Source organism: Acidimicrobiales bacterium (assembly GCA_036491125.1).
GTDB lineage: Bacteria > Actinomycetota > Acidimicrobiia > Acidimicrobiales > AC-9 > AC-9.
Map to the genome: position 1 here is coordinate 1 of DASXCO010000097.1, position 15,628 is coordinate 15,628.

Consider the following 15,628-nt stretch of genomic DNA (forward strand, 5'->3'; position numbering starts at 1 on the left):
AGGCGCGCTGGTTCCGCTCGTGGAACGAAACCAGCGCAGGACGGGGGAGCAACCGGCGGGGGGAGCTCGACCCGAATCGTCCTTACCGTCAGTGTGCGCCCCCGGCCGACGCCCGTCGATCCCCCGAACCGGTGACCCTGCCGGCTCCCAGTCCGAAATGCCCAAGGCTGATACCTCGCGGACCATATGGGTGGCTAGCGGGCACTGATTCAAGTCGTGCGAGGCATACAGGCCGATCTTGCAGTGCCTGCTGACAGCTGTGCTATGAGACGCTGAGTCCCTGCCAACCAGGTTCTCGCAACGGAGGAGTGGTCGTGGGTCGATGGACACGTGAGGAGCTGGAGGAGGCCTTTGCCGACTACCAGCGCACTGCCCTGCAAGCGGGCACGACCGGCGACTGGAGCGCGTGGGCGAACCTGTTCACCGAGGACGCCACCTACATCGAACACTCCTTCGGGACGTTCGGGGGCCGGGAGGCGATCCGCAGATGGATCACCCAGACGATGAGCGCCTTCCCCGGCAACGCCATGCCTCACTTCCCGATCGACTGGTACGTGATCGACGAGGAGCGCGGCTGGGTCGTCTGCCAGGTGTTGAACCGCATGGCCGATCCCGGCGACGGCAGCATCCATCAGGCAGCCAACTTCACCTTGTTGAAGTACGCGGGGAGTGGGCTCTGGGCCTACGAGGAGGATGTCTACAATCCTGCGCACTTCGCCGAGATGATCACCCGTTGGCAGGCGCGGAAGTCCGAGCTCGAAGGGGCGGCCGACTGATCGGCCCCCGGCCTACCGAGCGCTACTGCGTATCGGCCACCCTGCTCCGGGGGCCGGCTGCGGCCACCCGGCTGGGCACGTCGTGGCCGACGGTGCGGGCGGCTAGCGCGCTGGCTGCCAGCAGCTGGTCGAGGTCGACCCCCGTCTCCACCCCGAGGTCGTCGAGGAGGTGCACCAGATCCTCTGTCGCCAGGTTGCCGGCCGAGCCGGCGGCGAAGGGCGAGCCGCCCAGCCCTCCCACCGAGGTGTCGAAGCGCGCGACCCCTCGCTCCCACGCCGCGAAGGCGTTGACCAAACCGGTGCCGCGCGTCTCGTGAAGATGCAGCCCGATGTCCACGCCCACCTCGTCAAGGAGCTCCCCGATCCGTCGAGGCGTGGCCATCCCCGTCGTATCGGCGTAGGTCAACGAAGTGGCCCCAGCAGCGAGCACCTGGTCGCCCAGCCCGGCTACGGCGGCAGGAGCCAGATCTCCCTCGTACGGAGACCCGAACGCGCACGACACCACGACATCGATCGGTACGTCGCCGACCGTACCGGCGATGCTCGTGACCTGGGCGACCGACTCGTCGATCGACATGCGCACATTTCGCCGGTTGTACTCCTGTGAGGCGGAGACGGTGACCGAGAGCGCATCAACGCCAGCCTCGACGGCGAGCTGCGCTCCCCGGAGGTTGGGGACGAGCGCCACGTACCGCACCTCGGGTCGGCGAGGCAGCGCCGACATGACCTCGGCCGCCCCGGCCATAGCGGGCACGGCCGCGGGCGAGACGAAGGCGACGGCCTCGACCTCCCGCAGACCCGAGGCCACGAGCGCTTCCACCAGCGCCACCCTGGCTTCGATGCCCACGGGCGCCTCGACCTGGAGCCCGTCTCGGGGTCCCACCTCGCGGATCCGCACCCTCGTCGGTCCGGCGGCGCTCATACCGGCGGCACACCGTGGCGTCGCTCAGTGAAGCCCCTCTGCTTGGACCGGGCCAGGGCCAGACGGGACACCAGCTCGTCGCGCAATTGCTCGGGCTCGACCACGGCGTCGATCACGAGATCGGATGCCAGCCGCAGCAGGTCGACATCGGCCTCGTACTCGGCCCGGCGCTCGGCCACGAACGAGGCCCGCTCGCCCGGGTCCTCGATCGCCGCGATCCGATTGGCGTATACGGCGTTCACCGCGGCCTCGGGACCCATGATGGCGATCTGGGCCGATGGCAGGGCGATGCAGCTGTCCGGCTCGAACGCGGGTCCCGCCATGGCGTAGAGCCCGGCGCCGTAGGCCTTTCGCACGATGACGGACAGCTTGGGCACCGTCGCCTCCGACACTGCGGTGATCATCTTGGCCCCGTGGCGGATGATTCCCGCCCGCTCGACGGCGCTGCCGACCATGAACCCGGGCACGTCGGCCAGGAAGATCAACGGAATGTTGAAGGCGTCGGCGCACCAGATGAAGCGGGCGGCCTTGTCGGCCGAGTCGACGAAGAGCACACCGCCCTTGCGCAGCGGGTTGTTGGCCACGATGCCGACCGCGTCGCCGTCCAGTCGAGCCCAGCCTACGACCAGCTCGTTGGCGAAATCGGGCTTGATCTCGAAGAACGATCCCTCGTCCACTAACGCGTCGATGATGTTGTGCATGTCGTAGCCAGCTCGCTGCGAGGTCGGGATCGTCCCCGCCGTCAAGGGTCTCATCGGAGCAAGGGCGTCGGCCGGCGGCGGTTCCTCGCGCCAGGACCGGGGCATGTACGAGAAGTACGCCCTGGCGGCAGCGATGGCGGCTGCGTCATCCGCCGCCAACCCGTCGGCCGAGCCTGAGACCGTGGCGTGCATGCGGGCCCCACCCATCTCCTCCAACGTCGTGTGCTCGCCGATCACCATTTCTGCCATACGGGGGGAGCCTAGGTACATCGAGGCGTTCCCCTCGACCATGAACACGACGTCGCAGAACGCCGGGATATACGCACCACCGGCGGCCGACGGCCCGAACAGGCAGCAGATCTGGGGAACCCGGCCCGAGAGCCGGACCTGGTTGTAGAAGATCCTGCCCGCCCCCCGGCGGCCCGGGAACAGCTCGACCTGGTCGGTGATGCGGCCTCCGGCCGAGTCGACCAACCAGAACACCGGTAGCTCGTGGGTCATGGCGTACTCGGTGAGGCGGACGATCTTCTCGACGGTGCGGGCGCCCCAGGAGCCAGCCTTCACCGTGGTGTCGTTGGCCATGACGCACACGGGTCGGCCGCCGACCGTGCCTCGTCCGGTCACCACGCCGTCAGCCGGCAGGTCACCGGCCAGGGCGTTGGCGAGCAGCGAGTCCTCCACCAGCGACCCCTTGTCCAGCAACAACGCCAGGCGATCGCGCACGAAGAGCTTGCGCTGACTGGCGAGCTTCTCGGCACCTGTCGCCCGGTTTCCGTCGAGAGCGCGCCGCGAGACGTCGCCGATGTCGTGCACACCTCGTTCACCATCCGAGGAGACGCCGTCGACCGCCCCGCTCGCGGGCTCGGTCGCGTCGCGCTCGGTCACGTCCGGCGAATGGCGAGGATGGCCACGTCGTCCGTGAGGGGTTCGGAGGCGAAGTCCCGCGCCGCCTCGAGGAGCGTCTTGCACAGCGTCGTCAGGTCCTGGCCGGGATCGCGGCGCAGGATGCCTGCCACCCGGTCCTCCCCGAACAGCTGCTCCCCCGAGCGGGCCTCGGCCAGCCCGTCGGTGTAGAGCAGCAGCACGTCACCGGGATCGAGCGGCAGCTCCCTGCTCGTGTAGCTCCCCTTGGGGTCGAGGGTCAGCAGTGGACCGGTCGACCGCATCGGACGCACGTCGCCGCCGTGCCAGACCCAGGCGGCCGGGTGCCCCGCCGATGCGAACCGCAGCGTGCCGGCCATCTGGTCGAACACGACGGCGCACAGCGAGACCAGCTCTTCGGGGCGGCCCTGGGCGGAAAGGACCACGTTGAGCTCCTCGACCGCCTGACCCGGATCGCGGTACTGACGGAGGAAGACCCGCAGCAGGTACTTGACCTGGAACGCCGTGATGGAAGCCTCGATGCCGTGCCCCCCGACGTCGCCGATGACCGCCGCCAGGCGCGTGAGCGCGGTCGGGGCGATGTCGTAGAAGTCGCCCGCCATGGCCCCGGCGCCCGGCTGGTAGACGTGGCCCAGCTCGAAGCCGTCGATGTCCGGCAGGTTCGCCGGGGCCAGGCGCTCGGACCACCGCATGGGCGCCAGCTCCTCCTGGGCCAGCACCTCCGCCGCCCGCCGCTCCAGGAGCGATCGCTCCTCGGCCAGCCGGGCCGCCGACAGGAACCGTGGCCCGTAGCGAAGTGAGATGGCGATCGGCACGAGGACGAGGAGGAACGGAAGCTGGAGCCAGGCGTGCGGCAGGAAGGCGGTGATGAAGGCGCTCAGCCCCAGCAACGAGTACAGGATCGTGGTGTGCAGGTCCTTGTCGAAGGCCGAGCGGGCCAGCACCAGCGCCTCGTCCGGGCTGTCGTGATCGACGACGTCGCGCTCGATGCGGCGGCAGGCCCGCAGGAGGCGGCGGCTGGAGCGGGCCCACACGTAAGCCGCCACCCCGCAGGCCACGGCCACCGCGATCAGGACCGGCTGCTGGACGATCACGGCGAGACCCTAACCCCGCTGGCCGGTGGCGACGATGGGAGGGGGCGGACGCCCCGCCGACCGCTCACCGCGAGCGCCTCCTGACCCGAAGCTTGAGGGGCGTGGGCCCGAAACCCAGGTCCTCCCGCAGCTTGCGCTCGAGGTACCGCATGTAGGTGGGCGGCAGGCTCCGGTTGGCGAAGAGCGTGAAGGTCGGCGGGTCGGTGGCCCCCTGAACGGCGTACAGGACGCGGGCTCCGGCCGGCGCCGGATGGGCGGCCTGGGCCGACTGCACGACGCGGTTGAGCCGTGTCGTCGACACGCGCTGGTGGTAGGCCTCGATGGCCTGAACGAGGGCGGGCAGGAGCCGGTGCACGCCGAGGCCGGTGCGGGCGCTGGCTTTGATCACCGGCGCGTAGCCGAGGAAGGCCAGCCGATCCCCGACGTCCGCGGTCAGCGCCGACCTGGCCTCGGCGTCGAGGACGTCCCACTTGTTGAGCACCAGCACCACCGGGCTCCCAGCGGCGTCGACTCGCTCAGCCAGACGCTGGTCCTGGTGGGTGACCCCCTCGGCGGCGTCGATCAGCAGCAGGGCGACGTCGGACCGGTCGATGGCCTGCAGGCCGCGCACGAGCGAGTAGTACTCGGCTCCCTCGCCGACTCGGGACTTGCGCCTCATGCCGGCGGTATCGATGAAGCGCAACGGGCCCTGATCGGTCTCGACGACGGTATCGACGGTGTCGCGCGTGGTCCCGGGCAGGTCGTGGGTGATCGACCGCTCGTCGCCGATGAGACGGTTGAAGAGCGTCGACTTGCCCACGTTCGGCCGCCCCACGATGGCCACCGATGTGCCGGTCGGTGCGATCGCCCCTTGCTCGGGCCCCTCGTCCGGGTCGGGCGCCCGTTCCTCGGGGAGCAGGCGGACGACCTCGTCCAGCAGCTCCCCCGACCCGCGACCGTGGAGCGCGCTCACCATCCACGGATCACCGAGGCCGAGGCGGGCGAACGCCCAGGCGTCGGCCTCGCGGCCGTCGGAATCGACCTTGTTGACGACCAGCGCGACCGGTCGCCCCGACCGGCGCAGGAAGGCACCCACCGCCTCGTCCTCGTCGGTCACTCCGACGGTCACGTCGACGACGAGCAGCACCAGGTCGGCCACCCGCACGGCCCGCTCGGCCTGGGCGCTGACCTGCGCCTCGAGCCCGTCGGCACCGTCCAGCCAGCCTCCCGTGTCCACGAGGGTGAACGGTCGACCGTTCCACTCGGCGACGAGCTCCTTTCGATCACGGGTCACGCCCGGTCGATGCTCGACGATCGCCACCCGACCCCCGACGATCCGGTTGACCAGCGACGACTTCCCGACGTTGGGCCGGCCGACGATCGCGACCACGGGAGGCCTGTCGACCTCCGCACCGATCGCCGCGTGGGGCCCGCTCACGGGTGGCTGGCCTCGAGGGCTCGCCGGAGCGACCGCCCGTCGGTCGGGACGATCTCTACCGGGCGAGGAAGATCCGCCGGCACGACACCGTCCAGGAACCGCCCCTCGTTCAGGCACACATCGGGCAGGAGGTAGCGGTGCTGTGCGGGCTCGGCGGCCAGCGCCCGGGCCACGTCCTGACCGGTCATCAAGCCGGCCACGGCGATGTTGCCCCCGAAGAACTCATTGCGCACCCTCACGATCCTGACATCGCCGCGATCCAGGTCGTCGACGAGAGGGCCGAGCACGGCGGCGCCGTACTCGCCGGTCACGATTGCGGTCGGAGCACCAACCTCGGCGGCCGGCGTCACGGCCAGCCGCGTCGCACGGGGAGCCCGGTAGCCCTCAGCGGGCGCACCGTCCACCCACGAGAAGAACCCGGGCCTCACTCCGATGGCGGCTCCTTCTCCGCAGAAGGCTCGCTCGAACGCCCGGACGATGCCGACACCGTTCTCGTGCTGGGGGAACCCTTCGTAGGACGGCGCGTCGGGAAATGGCCGGCGAGCGAGGAGGTGATACTCGTCCGACGCGAACACGAGCCGACGGCCGACCGCCTCTACGAAGGCCGGCTGCCATTCGGCAACGGTGTCGACGACCGCTGCCGCCTCGTCCACCGTGTGCGGCCGCATACCGGCCTCGTTGGAGTACCGGCTCACCCCGAGGGGGACGACCGCAGCCGTGGCCAGGTCGGGGTACTGGTCCAGCAGCCCGACGAGGGTGTCGTGGAGGACAGCGCCATCGTTGATCCCCGGACAGACCACCACCTGGCCGTGGACCTCGATGCCATGGTCGAGCAGTGCCCGCAGCCATCGGAGGCTGACGGCGCCACGACTGTTGCGCAGCATCCGGGCCCGCATCCCGGGATCGGTGGCGTGGATGCTCACGAACAGCGGGCTGAGCCGCTCGGTCACGACCCGCTCGAGATCGGCTTCGGTGAACCGGGTGAGGGTCGTGAAGTTGCCGTAGAGGAACGAGAGCCGGTAATCGTCGTCCTTCACGTACAGGCTGGGCCGCATCCCCTTGGGCAGCTGGTAGATGAAGCAGAACTCGCAGTGGTTGTCGCAGGTGCGGATGCGGTCGAACACCGCTGACGAGACCTCGATGCCGAGCAGCTCGCCATCGTCCTTGGCGACCTCGGCGCTCAGCTCCAGCCCGCCGCGGCGCAGCTCGATGTCGAGCTCGCCCTGATCGACGAGGAACTGGTACTCGATGACGTCGCGAGGCGACCGACCGTTGATCGAGACAATCTCGTCACCAGGGGCGAGCCCGGCCCGAGCCGCCGGTGACCCCTCCCTCACGGCCACCACGCTGGGCAGCGACATGAGGTCAAGGATAGGGCGGGGCGGCCGGTAGCCTGGGCCGAAGTGACTGTCCAGCGGGTACTACTGGCCCAGCCCCGAGGGTTCTGCGCCGGCGTCGAGATGGCCATCAAGGCCCTGGCGTGGATGGTGCGGGTCTTCCAGCCGCCCGTCTACTGCTACCACGAGATCGTGCACAACCAGGTTGTCGTGGACCGATTCCGCCGCCTCGGCGTCGTCTTCGTCGACGACGTGGCCGAGGTGCCGCCCGGAGCCCCCCTCATGCTCAGCGCCCACGGCTCGGCCCCCGAGGTCGTGGCGGCCGCCCGTGCCAGCGGCGGCGTCGTCGTGAACGCCGTGTGCCCGCTGGTCACCAAGGTCCATCACGAGGTGAAGGTCCGGGCAGGCAAGGGCTACACGGTGGTGTACGTGGGCCACGAGGGTCACGAGGAGGCGGTAGGGACCGTGGCGGTGGCTCCTGACGCGGTGCAGCTGGTCGAGTCGGAGGACGACGTGACTGCCCTGCCCGATCCCGGCACGCCCGTGGCGCTCCTGGCCCAAACCACGCTCAGCCACGACGAGTGGACCGGCATCATGGAGCGGGCCCGGGACCGGTTCCCGGGTCTGTGGATGCCGGGCCGCAGCGACCTGTGCTTCGCCACCACCAACCGGCAATCGGCGCTCAAGGCCATCGCCGGCCGCTCCGACGCAGTCGTGGTCCTCGGATCTGCCAACTCCTCGAACACACGGGCGCTGGAGAAGGTGGCGCGATCCGCCGGCTGCCGCCGCGTCTACCGGGTCAACTCGGCACAGGAGCTTCCTGATGATCTGGATGGAACCGTCGGGGTCACCGCGGGCGCCTCGGCGCCCGAGGAGCTCGTGGATGCGGTCGTGGCCCGTCTGGCGCCCCAGGACGGTACCGAGGCCGTCGATGTGACCATCGAGGACGAGTACTTCCCGCCGCCACGTGAGCTGCGGGACCTCCTTCGGGCGGTGGCGACGGCGGTGGGTTGCCTGGTGACGGCTCCACCCGACACCCCCGCCGCCCTGACCGACGACCGAGCCATGGCCGCCAGCGAGGCCCTCGGCGCCCTCGCCAGCTGAGCAGTTCCGGCCGGACGACGGCCGTCGCTCAGGCGCCGGCCCGGGTTCGAGCCTGGTCGAACAGCGTCTGGAGCTCGGCCCGCAGCCGCTCGGTGACCTCGTGCAACTCCCGGCGGGAGAGGCGGTCGGCCCGGCGTCCGGCGGTGCCGCGGCTCGGTCGTTCGGCAGCGACCTTGACCGTGATCGGCTCGCCCACCACCAGGTGGATCTTGACCGGGCGCGGAAAACGCGTCCCTCTTGGCAGCGCCATCTCGGACCCACCGATGCCGACGGGAACGATGGGTACGTCGGTGCGGGCGGCCAGATAGACCGCTCCCTCACGAAGCTCGGTCACCGTCGGGCCCGAGCGGCGGGTGCCTTCGGGAAACAGGACGAGCGGCTCTCCGCCCTCGATGACCTCGACACACCGGCGAAAGGCCTCCCGATCGGTGGCGTCCCGGTGGACCGGGAAGGCTCCGAGAGAATCGATGATGCGGCCGAACCAGGGAACCTTCCAGAGCTCTTCCTTGCCCATGTAGCGCAGACGCCGGCGGGTCACCACCGCGATGGCGAAGGTGTCCACGATCGAGCGGTGGACCGGAGCCAGGATGTACGGCCCCTCGGTCGGCACGCGCTCTTTCCCCTCGACCGTGAGCCGGTGGTACAGCCGGCACCACCCGACGAGCACGGCCCGAGCGACGGCGTAGAAGATCAGTGAAGGCTTCACAGCCGGGTCAGCACCTCCTCCACGATCTCCTCGACGCTACGGTCCGTGGTGTCGACTATCACGGCTCCCTCGGCGACGGCAAGAGGAGAGCTCTGTCGTGTCGAGTCGAGGTGATCCCGCCTGGCCAGGTCGGCGGCCACCACAGACGGGTCGAGATCGTGGGCGGTGGCCTCGGCTTCCAGCGCCCGCCGCCGGGCCCGTTCGGACTCGCTGGCGGTGACGTAGATCTTGAGGTCGGCACCGGGCAGCACGACCGTGGCGATGTCGCGGCCCTCGATGACACCCCCGCCGTGGGCCTCGACCCAGGCGCGCTGCCGGCGCACCAGCTCGCGGCGGACCTCGGGGTTGGCGGCCACGGCCGACACCACCTTGGTGACGCCCGGGCCCCGAAGCTCCTCGGTGGCGTCGATGCCGTCGACGTGGACGAGGGGGCCGAGATCGATGTGCACCCGGCGGGCCACGTCGGCGACAGCCTGCGCGTCAGACGGATCGACACCGTGTCGGAGGGCGGCGAAGGCGACCGCCCGGTACATGGCTCCGGTGTCGAGCCGATCGAGACCAAGGCGAGCGGCGAGCGACGCGGCGAGCGTCGACTTCCCGGCCCCGGCCGGTCCGTCGATGGCGATGATCGGCTTGCCACCCGGCGAGGTGCTCATCGCAGCTTCCCGAGATCGGACACAAATCCGGGGTAGCTGGTCGCGACCGCGTCCCACTCCTCCACTCTGGTCCCGCCCTGAGCGGCCAGGCCGGCCACCGCCATCGCCATCGCCACCCGGTGGTCACCGTGCGACCGGACGCCTGCTCCCCTCAAGCCGGCCCCGCCGATGACAACGAGGTCGTCGCCCACAGCCTCGACCCTGGCGCCGAGAGCGGACAGCTCGCTGCCGACCGTGGCCACCCGGTCGCTCTCCTTCACCCTGAGCTCGGCCAGGTCGCGGAAGGTCGTCGCTCCATCGGCCATCGCCGCCGCCACCGCCAGTACCGGTATCTCGTCGACAAGAGCAGGCACCTCGTCGCCCGTCACCTCTGTGCCGCGGAGGGAGGCGTGGCAGACGACGATGTCGGCGGTGGTGTCGTCGCGCCACTTCAGCTCGATGGCCGCGCCCATGCGAGCCAGGACGTCGAGGAAGCCGGATCGTCCCGGTCCCACGTACACCCGCTCGACCACCACCTCGCTGCCGGGCACGATCGAGGCGGCGACGACCCAGAAGGCGGCGTGGGAGGGATCGCCCGGCACGGCCAGGGTAAGCGGTGACAGGGTCGATGGCCGCAGCCGGACGACCTGGCCGGACCCGTCCGGTGTGACGTCCACCTTGGCTCCACACGCCGACAGCAGCTCCTCGGTGTGGGTGCGGGTGACAACCGACTCGCGCACGACTGTGTCCTCTGCTGCCCCGAGCCCGGCCAACAGCACCGCCGACTTCACCTGGGCGCTGGCCACCGGCGGCGTGTAGTCGATCCCGGCCAGGCCCCCGCCCCGGACGACCAGCGGGGCCAGCGTCCCACCCTGGCGGCCGTCGACCGTGGCGCCCATGCGCCGCAGCGGGTCTACGACCCGGGCCATGGGACGCCGGGCCACGGACGCATCCCCCTGGAGCACGGTCAGCCAGTCGAAGGAGGCGACGAACCCAGCCAGCAGGCGCATCCCTGTCGCCGAGTTCCCGACGTCGATGACGCCCTCGGGCTCGTGCAGCCGGCTCGGACCGCCGGTGACGTGGACCGCTCCTGGCGCCCGACCGTCGACCTCGGCTCCGAGCGCACCAACCGCGGCGGCCGTGCGAGCCACGTCGTCACCGTCCGAGAGCCCCGTGAGGCGGGAGAGTCCATCGGCTCGGGCGGCGAGCAGCAGCGCCCGGTGCGAGATCGACTTATCGCCCGGCACCCGCAGTCGGCCCCGCAGGGCGGCTCCCCCCTCGACCTCGAAGACGGCGGGCGTCATCCGAGAGGCTGGTGCGATGGACGGTAGCCGCGAGCCAGCAGCGCGCCCCGCACCAAGTCAGAGGCCCCGGCGTCCACGACCATCACCAGCACGCCCCGGTCGCCCTCAGCAGAGTGCGCGATCTCCAAGTCCTCGATGTTGACCCCGAGCTCGCCTGCCAGCGTCGTCACCTCGGCGAGCACGCCCGGTCGGTCAGGTACGGGCACCCTCACCTCGACCAGGTCCTCGGGGCGGGGCAGCCGTGTCGGGAGGCTGCGCCTGGCCTCGCGGGCCCGCTCCAGAATGCCGAACAGCGCGGCCCGGTCGCCGCCGGCGACGACATCGCGGACCTTCGTGAGATCGGTGGCCAGCTGATCCAGCACGGTCACGATCGCCGACGCGTTCTCGGCGCAGATGTCGGGCCAGATCCCCGGATGGCCGGCGGCAACTCGCGTCATGTCTCGGAAGCCGCCAGCGGCCAGGCGCAACAGGGCGCCGTGGTGCTCGGCCGCCTCCGAGGCCAGTCCCATGAGCGCCGCCGCGGTCAGGTGGGGGACGTGCGACACCACGGCCACGAGCTCGTCGTGGCGTTCGGGGGGCACGGCGAGGACATCTGCACCGAGGGACGTCAGCACGGCACGCAGCCGCGTGAACGCCTCGGGGTCGGTGGATGCCGTGGGAGTGAGCACCCACGTGGCACCGGCGAAGAGCTCGGGGTCGGCGCCGTCGATCCCGTCCTGCTCGGAGCCGGCCATGGGATGACCGCCGACGAACCGAGGATGGTCCACCGCCGACACGATGGGTCCCTTCACGCCTCCCACGTCGGTGACGACGCTCGTCCCGCCACGCCCGACGTCGGCCAGGGCCGCTCGGGCCGCGGCGACCACCTCTGACACTGGCGTGGCGAGGAAGGTCACCTCGGCCTCGGGATCGTCGCCCACGGCGTCCAGGGCGCCCAGCTCGAGCGCCCGCTCCGCCCGCCCAGCCGCCGTGTCCGAGCCGGTCACGCGCCAGCCCCTGGCCCGGAGGGCCAGCCCGATCGACCCCCCGATGAGGCCGGTGCCGACCACCGCCGCCCGGCGAGATTCCGTGCCGACCACCGCCGCCCGGCCGCGCTCCCGGGCCGGCTCAGCCGGGGAGGTCATCTCGAAGCCCCCGGGCCGATTCGAGGTAGACGTGGTCGATCTCGTCCCGTCTCCGGTCCGTGGTCACATGCAGGAGCACGCGAATGCAACGGGGCTGGCCTCCGACGACCCCCAGCTCCCGGGCGCAGAGCAGCGGCACGTCGCCCAGACCCATGGTCCGAGCGGCCGCGGCAGGGAACATCGAGACCACGTCGTCGGTGGCGGTGAAGACGATGCTGATGAGGTCATCCTTGGCCAGCCCGTTGCGCTCCAGGATGGCACCGAGCAGCGCGTGGACGCGCGTGGTGACCTGGTCCTCCGTATCAGTATCGACGGTGGTGGCGCCGCGGACGGCTCTGACGGCCGGGGGCATCGATGCCGGAGCCTACCTTCCGCCCCGGGACGTCCCTCTGGCCGGAGCCGGCCGATTCTTCGGGCCGGCCTCCCGGGCCGGTTGTGCCGCCTCGGCCAACCTCCGCACCTCGGCAACGGACAGCTCCCGCCAATGTCCCGGGGGCAGGCGCCGGTCAGCGAGGGGACCGATCCGCGTCCGTACCAGGCGCACGACCGGGTGACCCACGGCCGCGCACATGCGTCGCACCTGCCGGTTGCGGCCCTCGTGGATGACCAGGCGAAGAAGGCCGGGGCTCACCGCGGCCGCCGACGCCGGCGCCGTCAGCCCGTCCTCCAGCTCCACGCCCTCGCGCAGCCGGCGCAGGGCGCCCGGCGAGGGCTTGCCTTCCACGTGCGCCAGGTACTCCTTGTCGACGCCGAAGGACGGGTGGCTGAGCCGCTGGGCGAGCTCGCCGTCGTTGGTGAGAATCAGCAGCCCCTCACTGTCGGCGTCGAGGCGACCGACCGGGAAGACCCGGGGGCGCTCCGGTACCAGCTCGACGACCGTGGGCCGGCCGAGGGGGTCGGTCGCTGTCGTCACGACTCCCCCGGGCTTGTTGAGCAGGTAATAGACGAGGCCCGGACGCACACCGACGGGCACACCGTCGACCTCCACGAAGTCTGCGGTCAGGTCGATTCGCCGGCCCAGATGGGCCCGTTCTCCGTTGACGCGCACCCTGCCCTCGACGATGAGCTCCTCGCAGGCCCGGCGGCTGCCGAAACCGAGGCTGGCGAGGACCTTCTGCACCCGCTCGCCGCTCGCCGGCCCTCCTGAACCCGCGTCAGCCATCCCTGGTCGGGCGCAGTCCCTCCTCCAGCGCCTCGACGATCTCGGGCCCGGGAACGAAATCGCCCAGCGGTGGGAGCTGCTCGAGGTTGTCGAGTCCGAGCCGCTCCAGGAACAGCGAGGTCGTCCCGTACAGGACGGCCTGACCGGGGCCGGGATCCCGCGCCACCGCTTCGATGTAGCCCCGCTGGGTGAGGGCCCGGACCACGCCGTCGACGTTGACGCCCCTGATCGCCGCCATCTGGGCCCGGGAGACAGGCTGCTTGTAAGCCACGATGGCCAGCGTCTCGAGGGCCGCGGCGGAGAGGCGGGACGACTGACCTTCGAGCATGAACCGCTCGACGTAGCGCTCCAGGTCCGGATGGCTCTGGAACCGGTAGCCGCCGGCGACCCGGGCCAGCACGAAGCCCCGGTCCTCTCTGGCGTAGCCGGCGGCCAGCTCGTCGCAGATGGCCTCCACCCGCTCGATGGGTATCTCGAGCAGCTCAACCAGCAGGTGGGGTGCAACCGGCTCGGCGGCCACCATGAGCACGGCCTCGATGGCCCGCGCCTCGTCGCCGCTCGACCCAGAGCCGTTCGACGACGTCTCGGGATCGATCATGATTCGTCGTCCCCGGCCATGTCCTCGGGCCGGCCTCCCGGTCCGGCCAGTGCCTCGAGCCGGCCTGCCGGGCCGCCCAGTGCCTCGAGCCGGCCTCCCGGGCCGGCCAGTGCCTCGAGCCGGCCTCCCGACCCGGCCATCGCCACCAGCACAGGTTCCACCGGGTCCGGATCGGCGAGCCAGGCGACGCTGAGATCGCCGAAGTGGGCGCCCTGGTCCAGATCCACGCGCCCCTGCTTGTACAGCTCGAGGAGGGCCAGGAACCGCACGATGACGTCCGATATGGCGAGATCGGCTGTCAGCCGCCGAAAGGTGACCGTTCCCAGGGCCGGCAGCTCGTCGGCCAGCTCGGCCACCGCCTCGCCGACGCTCACCCTGGCGGGCGGCACGTGGGTGAGGTCGACCTTGGGTCGGGGTCGGGCCGCGGTCGCCTTGATGAACGCGTCTCGCAGCTCCGCGGGGCCCACCCCGGCCAGCACGTCCGGGGTCAGACCGAGGAATCGCTCATCCGGGCCCGCCGTCCGCGGCAGTGAGCGGGACGCCTCGTGCATCTGGTCCACCAGCACCGAGGCGGCGTCCTTGAAGGTCTTGCACTCGAGCAGCCGGGCCAGGAGCAGGTCCCGCTCCTCCCAGACGCCGAGCTCCTCGTCGACCTCGACGTCATCGCGCCCCGGAAGCAGCCGCCGGCACTTGAGCTCGATGAGGGTGGCGGCGATGAGGGCGAACTCGGTCGCCACCTCGAGGTCGAAGGCCTCCATGCGCTCGAGCTCGGTGAGATAGGCGTCGACGATGAGGCTGATGCGGACCTCGTACAGGTCGACCTGCTGGGACGTGATGAGGTGCAGAAGCAGGTCGAACGGGCCCTCGAACACCGGGGTGCGGACCTCGTAGGGCACGAAACGACACTACCGATATCCAGGCCCGGGACCGCGCATGCTGCCCGGCAACGGCCCGGCCTCCCGGGCCGGCCGGACCAGTAGCATCGTCGCCCATGACGCGGGTCCTCTCGGGCGTCCAGCCGACGGGTGACATGCACATCGGTGGCTACCTGGGAGCCTTCCGCCACTGGGCCATCGACCAGCACGAGCACGACGCCTACTACGTCATCGTCGACCTCCACGCCCTCACCCTGGACCACGACCCTGCGGAGCTCCGGCAGCGCACCCTGGACGTGGCGATCATTCTCCTGGCGTCGGGTCTGGATCCCGACGTCTGCACGCTGTTCGTGCAGAGCCACGTGCCCCAACACACCCAGCTGACCTGGCTGCTCGAATGTACGGCGACATTCGGCGAATTGCGGCGAATGACCCAGTTCAAGGACAAGGGCGGCGGGCAGGAGTCCGTCCGGGCCGGCCTGCTGACCTACCCCGTGCTGCAGGCGGCCGACATACTCCTCTACGACGCCGACCGGGTCCCGGTGGGCGACGACCAGCGCCAGCACCTCGAGCTGACCCGCGACCTGGCCAACCGGTTCAACCACCGCTACGGGCCGACCTTCACCGTGCCCGAGGCGGCCATTCCCCGAGTGGGCGGCCGGGTGATGGACCTCCAGGATCCGACCCGCAAGATGTCCAAGTCGGTCGAATCACCCCAGGGGACGATCTACGTGGTCGACGAGCCCGCCGACATCGAGCGCAAGGTGAAGCGGGCCGTGACCGACAGCGGGACCGACGTCGTCTACGACCCGGCGACCAAGCCGGGCGTCTCCAACCTCCTGGAGCTGCTCGGCGCGGCGACCGGGCGCAGCCCCCAGGATGCGGCCCAGGGCTACTCCTCCTACGGGCCCCTCAAGGCCGATGTGGCGGAGGCGCTGATCGAGCTGCTGCGCCCGGTGCGGGAGCGGCACGCCAAGCTCACGGCGGACCG

Annotated in this window: 16 protein-coding genes; 3 read left to right on the top strand and 13 right to left on the bottom strand. The window is 70.8% G+C overall.

The genetic code is table 11. The features are described 5' to 3' along the window. Positions 1–314: 314 nt before the first annotated feature. A complete protein-coding gene (locus VGF64_08485; protein HEY1634780.1) occupies positions 315–776 on the top strand; it encodes a nuclear transport factor 2 family protein in 462 nt (153 codons plus the stop codon). A gap of 22 nt (positions 777–798) precedes the next feature. Here the strand turns inward: VGF64_08485 and VGF64_08490 are convergent, their stop codons facing one another. From VGF64_08490 to VGF64_08510, 5 genes are all read right to left on the bottom strand, one after another. Beyond that, a complete protein-coding gene (locus VGF64_08490; GenBank protein HEY1634781.1) occupies positions 799–1,698 on the bottom strand; it encodes a hydroxymethylglutaryl-CoA lyase in 900 nt (299 codons plus the stop codon). After that, positions 1,695–3,284, bottom strand: a complete 1,590-nt coding sequence (locus VGF64_08495; GenBank protein HEY1634782.1) for an acyl-CoA carboxylase subunit beta — start codon at positions 3,282–3,284, stop codon at positions 1,695–1,697. Before VGF64_08495 ends, VGF64_08490 begins: the two co-directional genes overlap by 4 nt. Next, complete coding sequence (locus VGF64_08500) at positions 3,281–4,375, bottom strand: PP2C family protein-serine/threonine phosphatase (GenBank protein HEY1634783.1); 1,095 nt, start codon at positions 4,373–4,375, stop codon at positions 3,281–3,283. The genes VGF64_08495 and VGF64_08500 overlap by 4 nt, the downstream gene beginning before the upstream one ends. Positions 4,376–4,439: 64 nt before the next feature. Next, positions 4,440–5,792, bottom strand: a complete 1,353-nt coding sequence (gene der / locus VGF64_08505; GenBank protein ID HEY1634784.1) for a ribosome biogenesis GTPase Der — start codon at positions 5,790–5,792, stop codon at positions 4,440–4,442. Next, entirely contained in the window at positions 5,789–7,153 is a 1,365-nt protein-coding gene (locus tag VGF64_08510; GenBank protein ID HEY1634785.1) for a DUF512 domain-containing protein, read from the bottom strand. The genes der and VGF64_08510 overlap by 4 nt, the downstream gene beginning before the upstream one ends. Positions 7,154–7,195: 42 nt before the next feature. Between VGF64_08510 and ispH the strand changes: the two genes are divergently transcribed. Next, positions 7,196–8,233 carry a 4-hydroxy-3-methylbut-2-enyl diphosphate reductase gene (ispH, locus tag VGF64_08515; protein ID HEY1634786.1) on the top strand — a complete coding sequence of 346 codons (1,038 nt, stop codon included), beginning with the start codon at positions 7,196–7,198 and terminating at the stop codon, positions 8,231–8,233. A gap of 28 nt (positions 8,234–8,261) precedes the next feature. On the opposite strand, the gene VGF64_08520 is transcribed toward ispH, so the two are convergent. From VGF64_08520 to VGF64_08555, 8 genes are read right to left on the bottom strand one after another with little or no spacing between them, the layout of a single operon-like run. After that, positions 8,262–8,939, bottom strand: coding sequence for a lysophospholipid acyltransferase family protein (locus VGF64_08520; GenBank protein ID HEY1634787.1), 678 nt, complete (start codon positions 8,937–8,939; stop codon positions 8,262–8,264). Then, entirely contained in the window at positions 8,936–9,595 is a 660-nt protein-coding gene (gene cmk, locus VGF64_08525; GenBank protein HEY1634788.1) for a (d)CMP kinase, read from the bottom strand. The genes VGF64_08520 and cmk overlap by 4 nt, the downstream gene beginning before the upstream one ends. Continuing rightward, positions 9,592–10,878 carry a 3-phosphoshikimate 1-carboxyvinyltransferase gene (gene aroA / locus VGF64_08530; protein HEY1634789.1) on the bottom strand — a complete coding sequence of 429 codons (1,287 nt, stop codon included), beginning with the start codon at positions 10,876–10,878 and terminating at the stop codon, positions 9,592–9,594. The genes cmk and aroA overlap by 4 nt, the downstream gene beginning before the upstream one ends. Beyond that, positions 10,875–12,002: a prephenate dehydrogenase gene (locus VGF64_08535; protein HEY1634790.1), complete on the bottom strand. Its 1,128-nt coding sequence runs from the start codon at positions 12,000–12,002 to the stop codon at positions 10,875–10,877. The genes aroA and VGF64_08535 overlap by 4 nt, the downstream gene beginning before the upstream one ends. After that, positions 11,986–12,354: a chorismate mutase gene (gene aroH, locus VGF64_08540; protein ID HEY1634791.1), complete on the bottom strand. Its 369-nt coding sequence runs from the start codon at positions 12,352–12,354 to the stop codon at positions 11,986–11,988. The genes VGF64_08535 and aroH overlap by 17 nt, the downstream gene beginning before the upstream one ends. A gap of 12 nt (positions 12,355–12,366) precedes the next feature. Beyond that, complete coding sequence (locus tag VGF64_08545) at positions 12,367–13,164, bottom strand: pseudouridine synthase (GenBank protein ID HEY1634792.1); 798 nt, start codon at positions 13,162–13,164, stop codon at positions 12,367–12,369. After that, positions 13,157–13,762 (bottom strand): SMC-Scp complex subunit ScpB, encoded by a 606-nt coding sequence (scpB, locus tag VGF64_08550; protein HEY1634793.1) that lies wholly within the window; start codon positions 13,760–13,762, stop codon positions 13,157–13,159. The genes VGF64_08545 and scpB overlap by 8 nt, the downstream gene beginning before the upstream one ends. Then, positions 13,759–14,658 (bottom strand): segregation/condensation protein A, encoded by a 900-nt coding sequence (locus VGF64_08555; protein ID HEY1634794.1) that lies wholly within the window; start codon positions 14,656–14,658, stop codon positions 13,759–13,761. Before VGF64_08555 ends, scpB begins: the two co-directional genes overlap by 4 nt. 95 nt (positions 14,659–14,753) lie before the next feature. Between VGF64_08555 and trpS the strand changes: the two genes are divergently transcribed. Then, positions 14,754–15,628: tryptophan--tRNA ligase (gene trpS, locus VGF64_08560; protein ID HEY1634795.1), on the top strand; the 875-nt coding region annotated here is incomplete at its 3' end.

Excerpts from the sequence above, each read along its gene's own strand:
- cmk (HEY1634788.1), bottom strand. The coding sequence starts at position 9,595 with ATGAGCACCTCGCCGGGTGGCAAGCCGATCATCGCCATCGACGGACCG.
- VGF64_08545 (HEY1634792.1), bottom strand. The coding sequence starts at position 13,164 with ATGGCTGACGCGGGTTCAGGAGGGCCGGCGAGCGGCGAGCGGGTGCAG.
- aroH (HEY1634791.1), bottom strand. The coding sequence starts at position 12,354 with ATGCCCCCGGCCGTCAGAGCCGTCCGCGGCGCCACCACCGTCGATACT.
- VGF64_08535 (HEY1634790.1), bottom strand. The coding sequence starts at position 12,002 with ATGACCTCCCCGGCTGAGCCGGCCCGGGAGCGCGGCCGGGCGGCGGTG.
- VGF64_08490 (HEY1634781.1), bottom strand. The coding sequence starts at position 1,698 with ATGAGCGCCGCCGGACCGACGAGGGTGCGGATCCGCGAGGTGGGACCC.
- VGF64_08510 (HEY1634785.1), bottom strand. The coding sequence starts at position 7,153 with ATGTCGCTGCCCAGCGTGGTGGCCGTGAGGGAGGGGTCACCGGCGGCT.
- aroA (HEY1634789.1), bottom strand. The coding sequence starts at position 10,878 with ATGACGCCCGCCGTCTTCGAGGTCGAGGGGGGAGCCGCCCTGCGGGGC.
- scpB (HEY1634793.1), bottom strand. The coding sequence starts at position 13,762 with ATGATCGATCCCGAGACGTCGTCGAACGGCTCTGGGTCGAGCGGCGAC.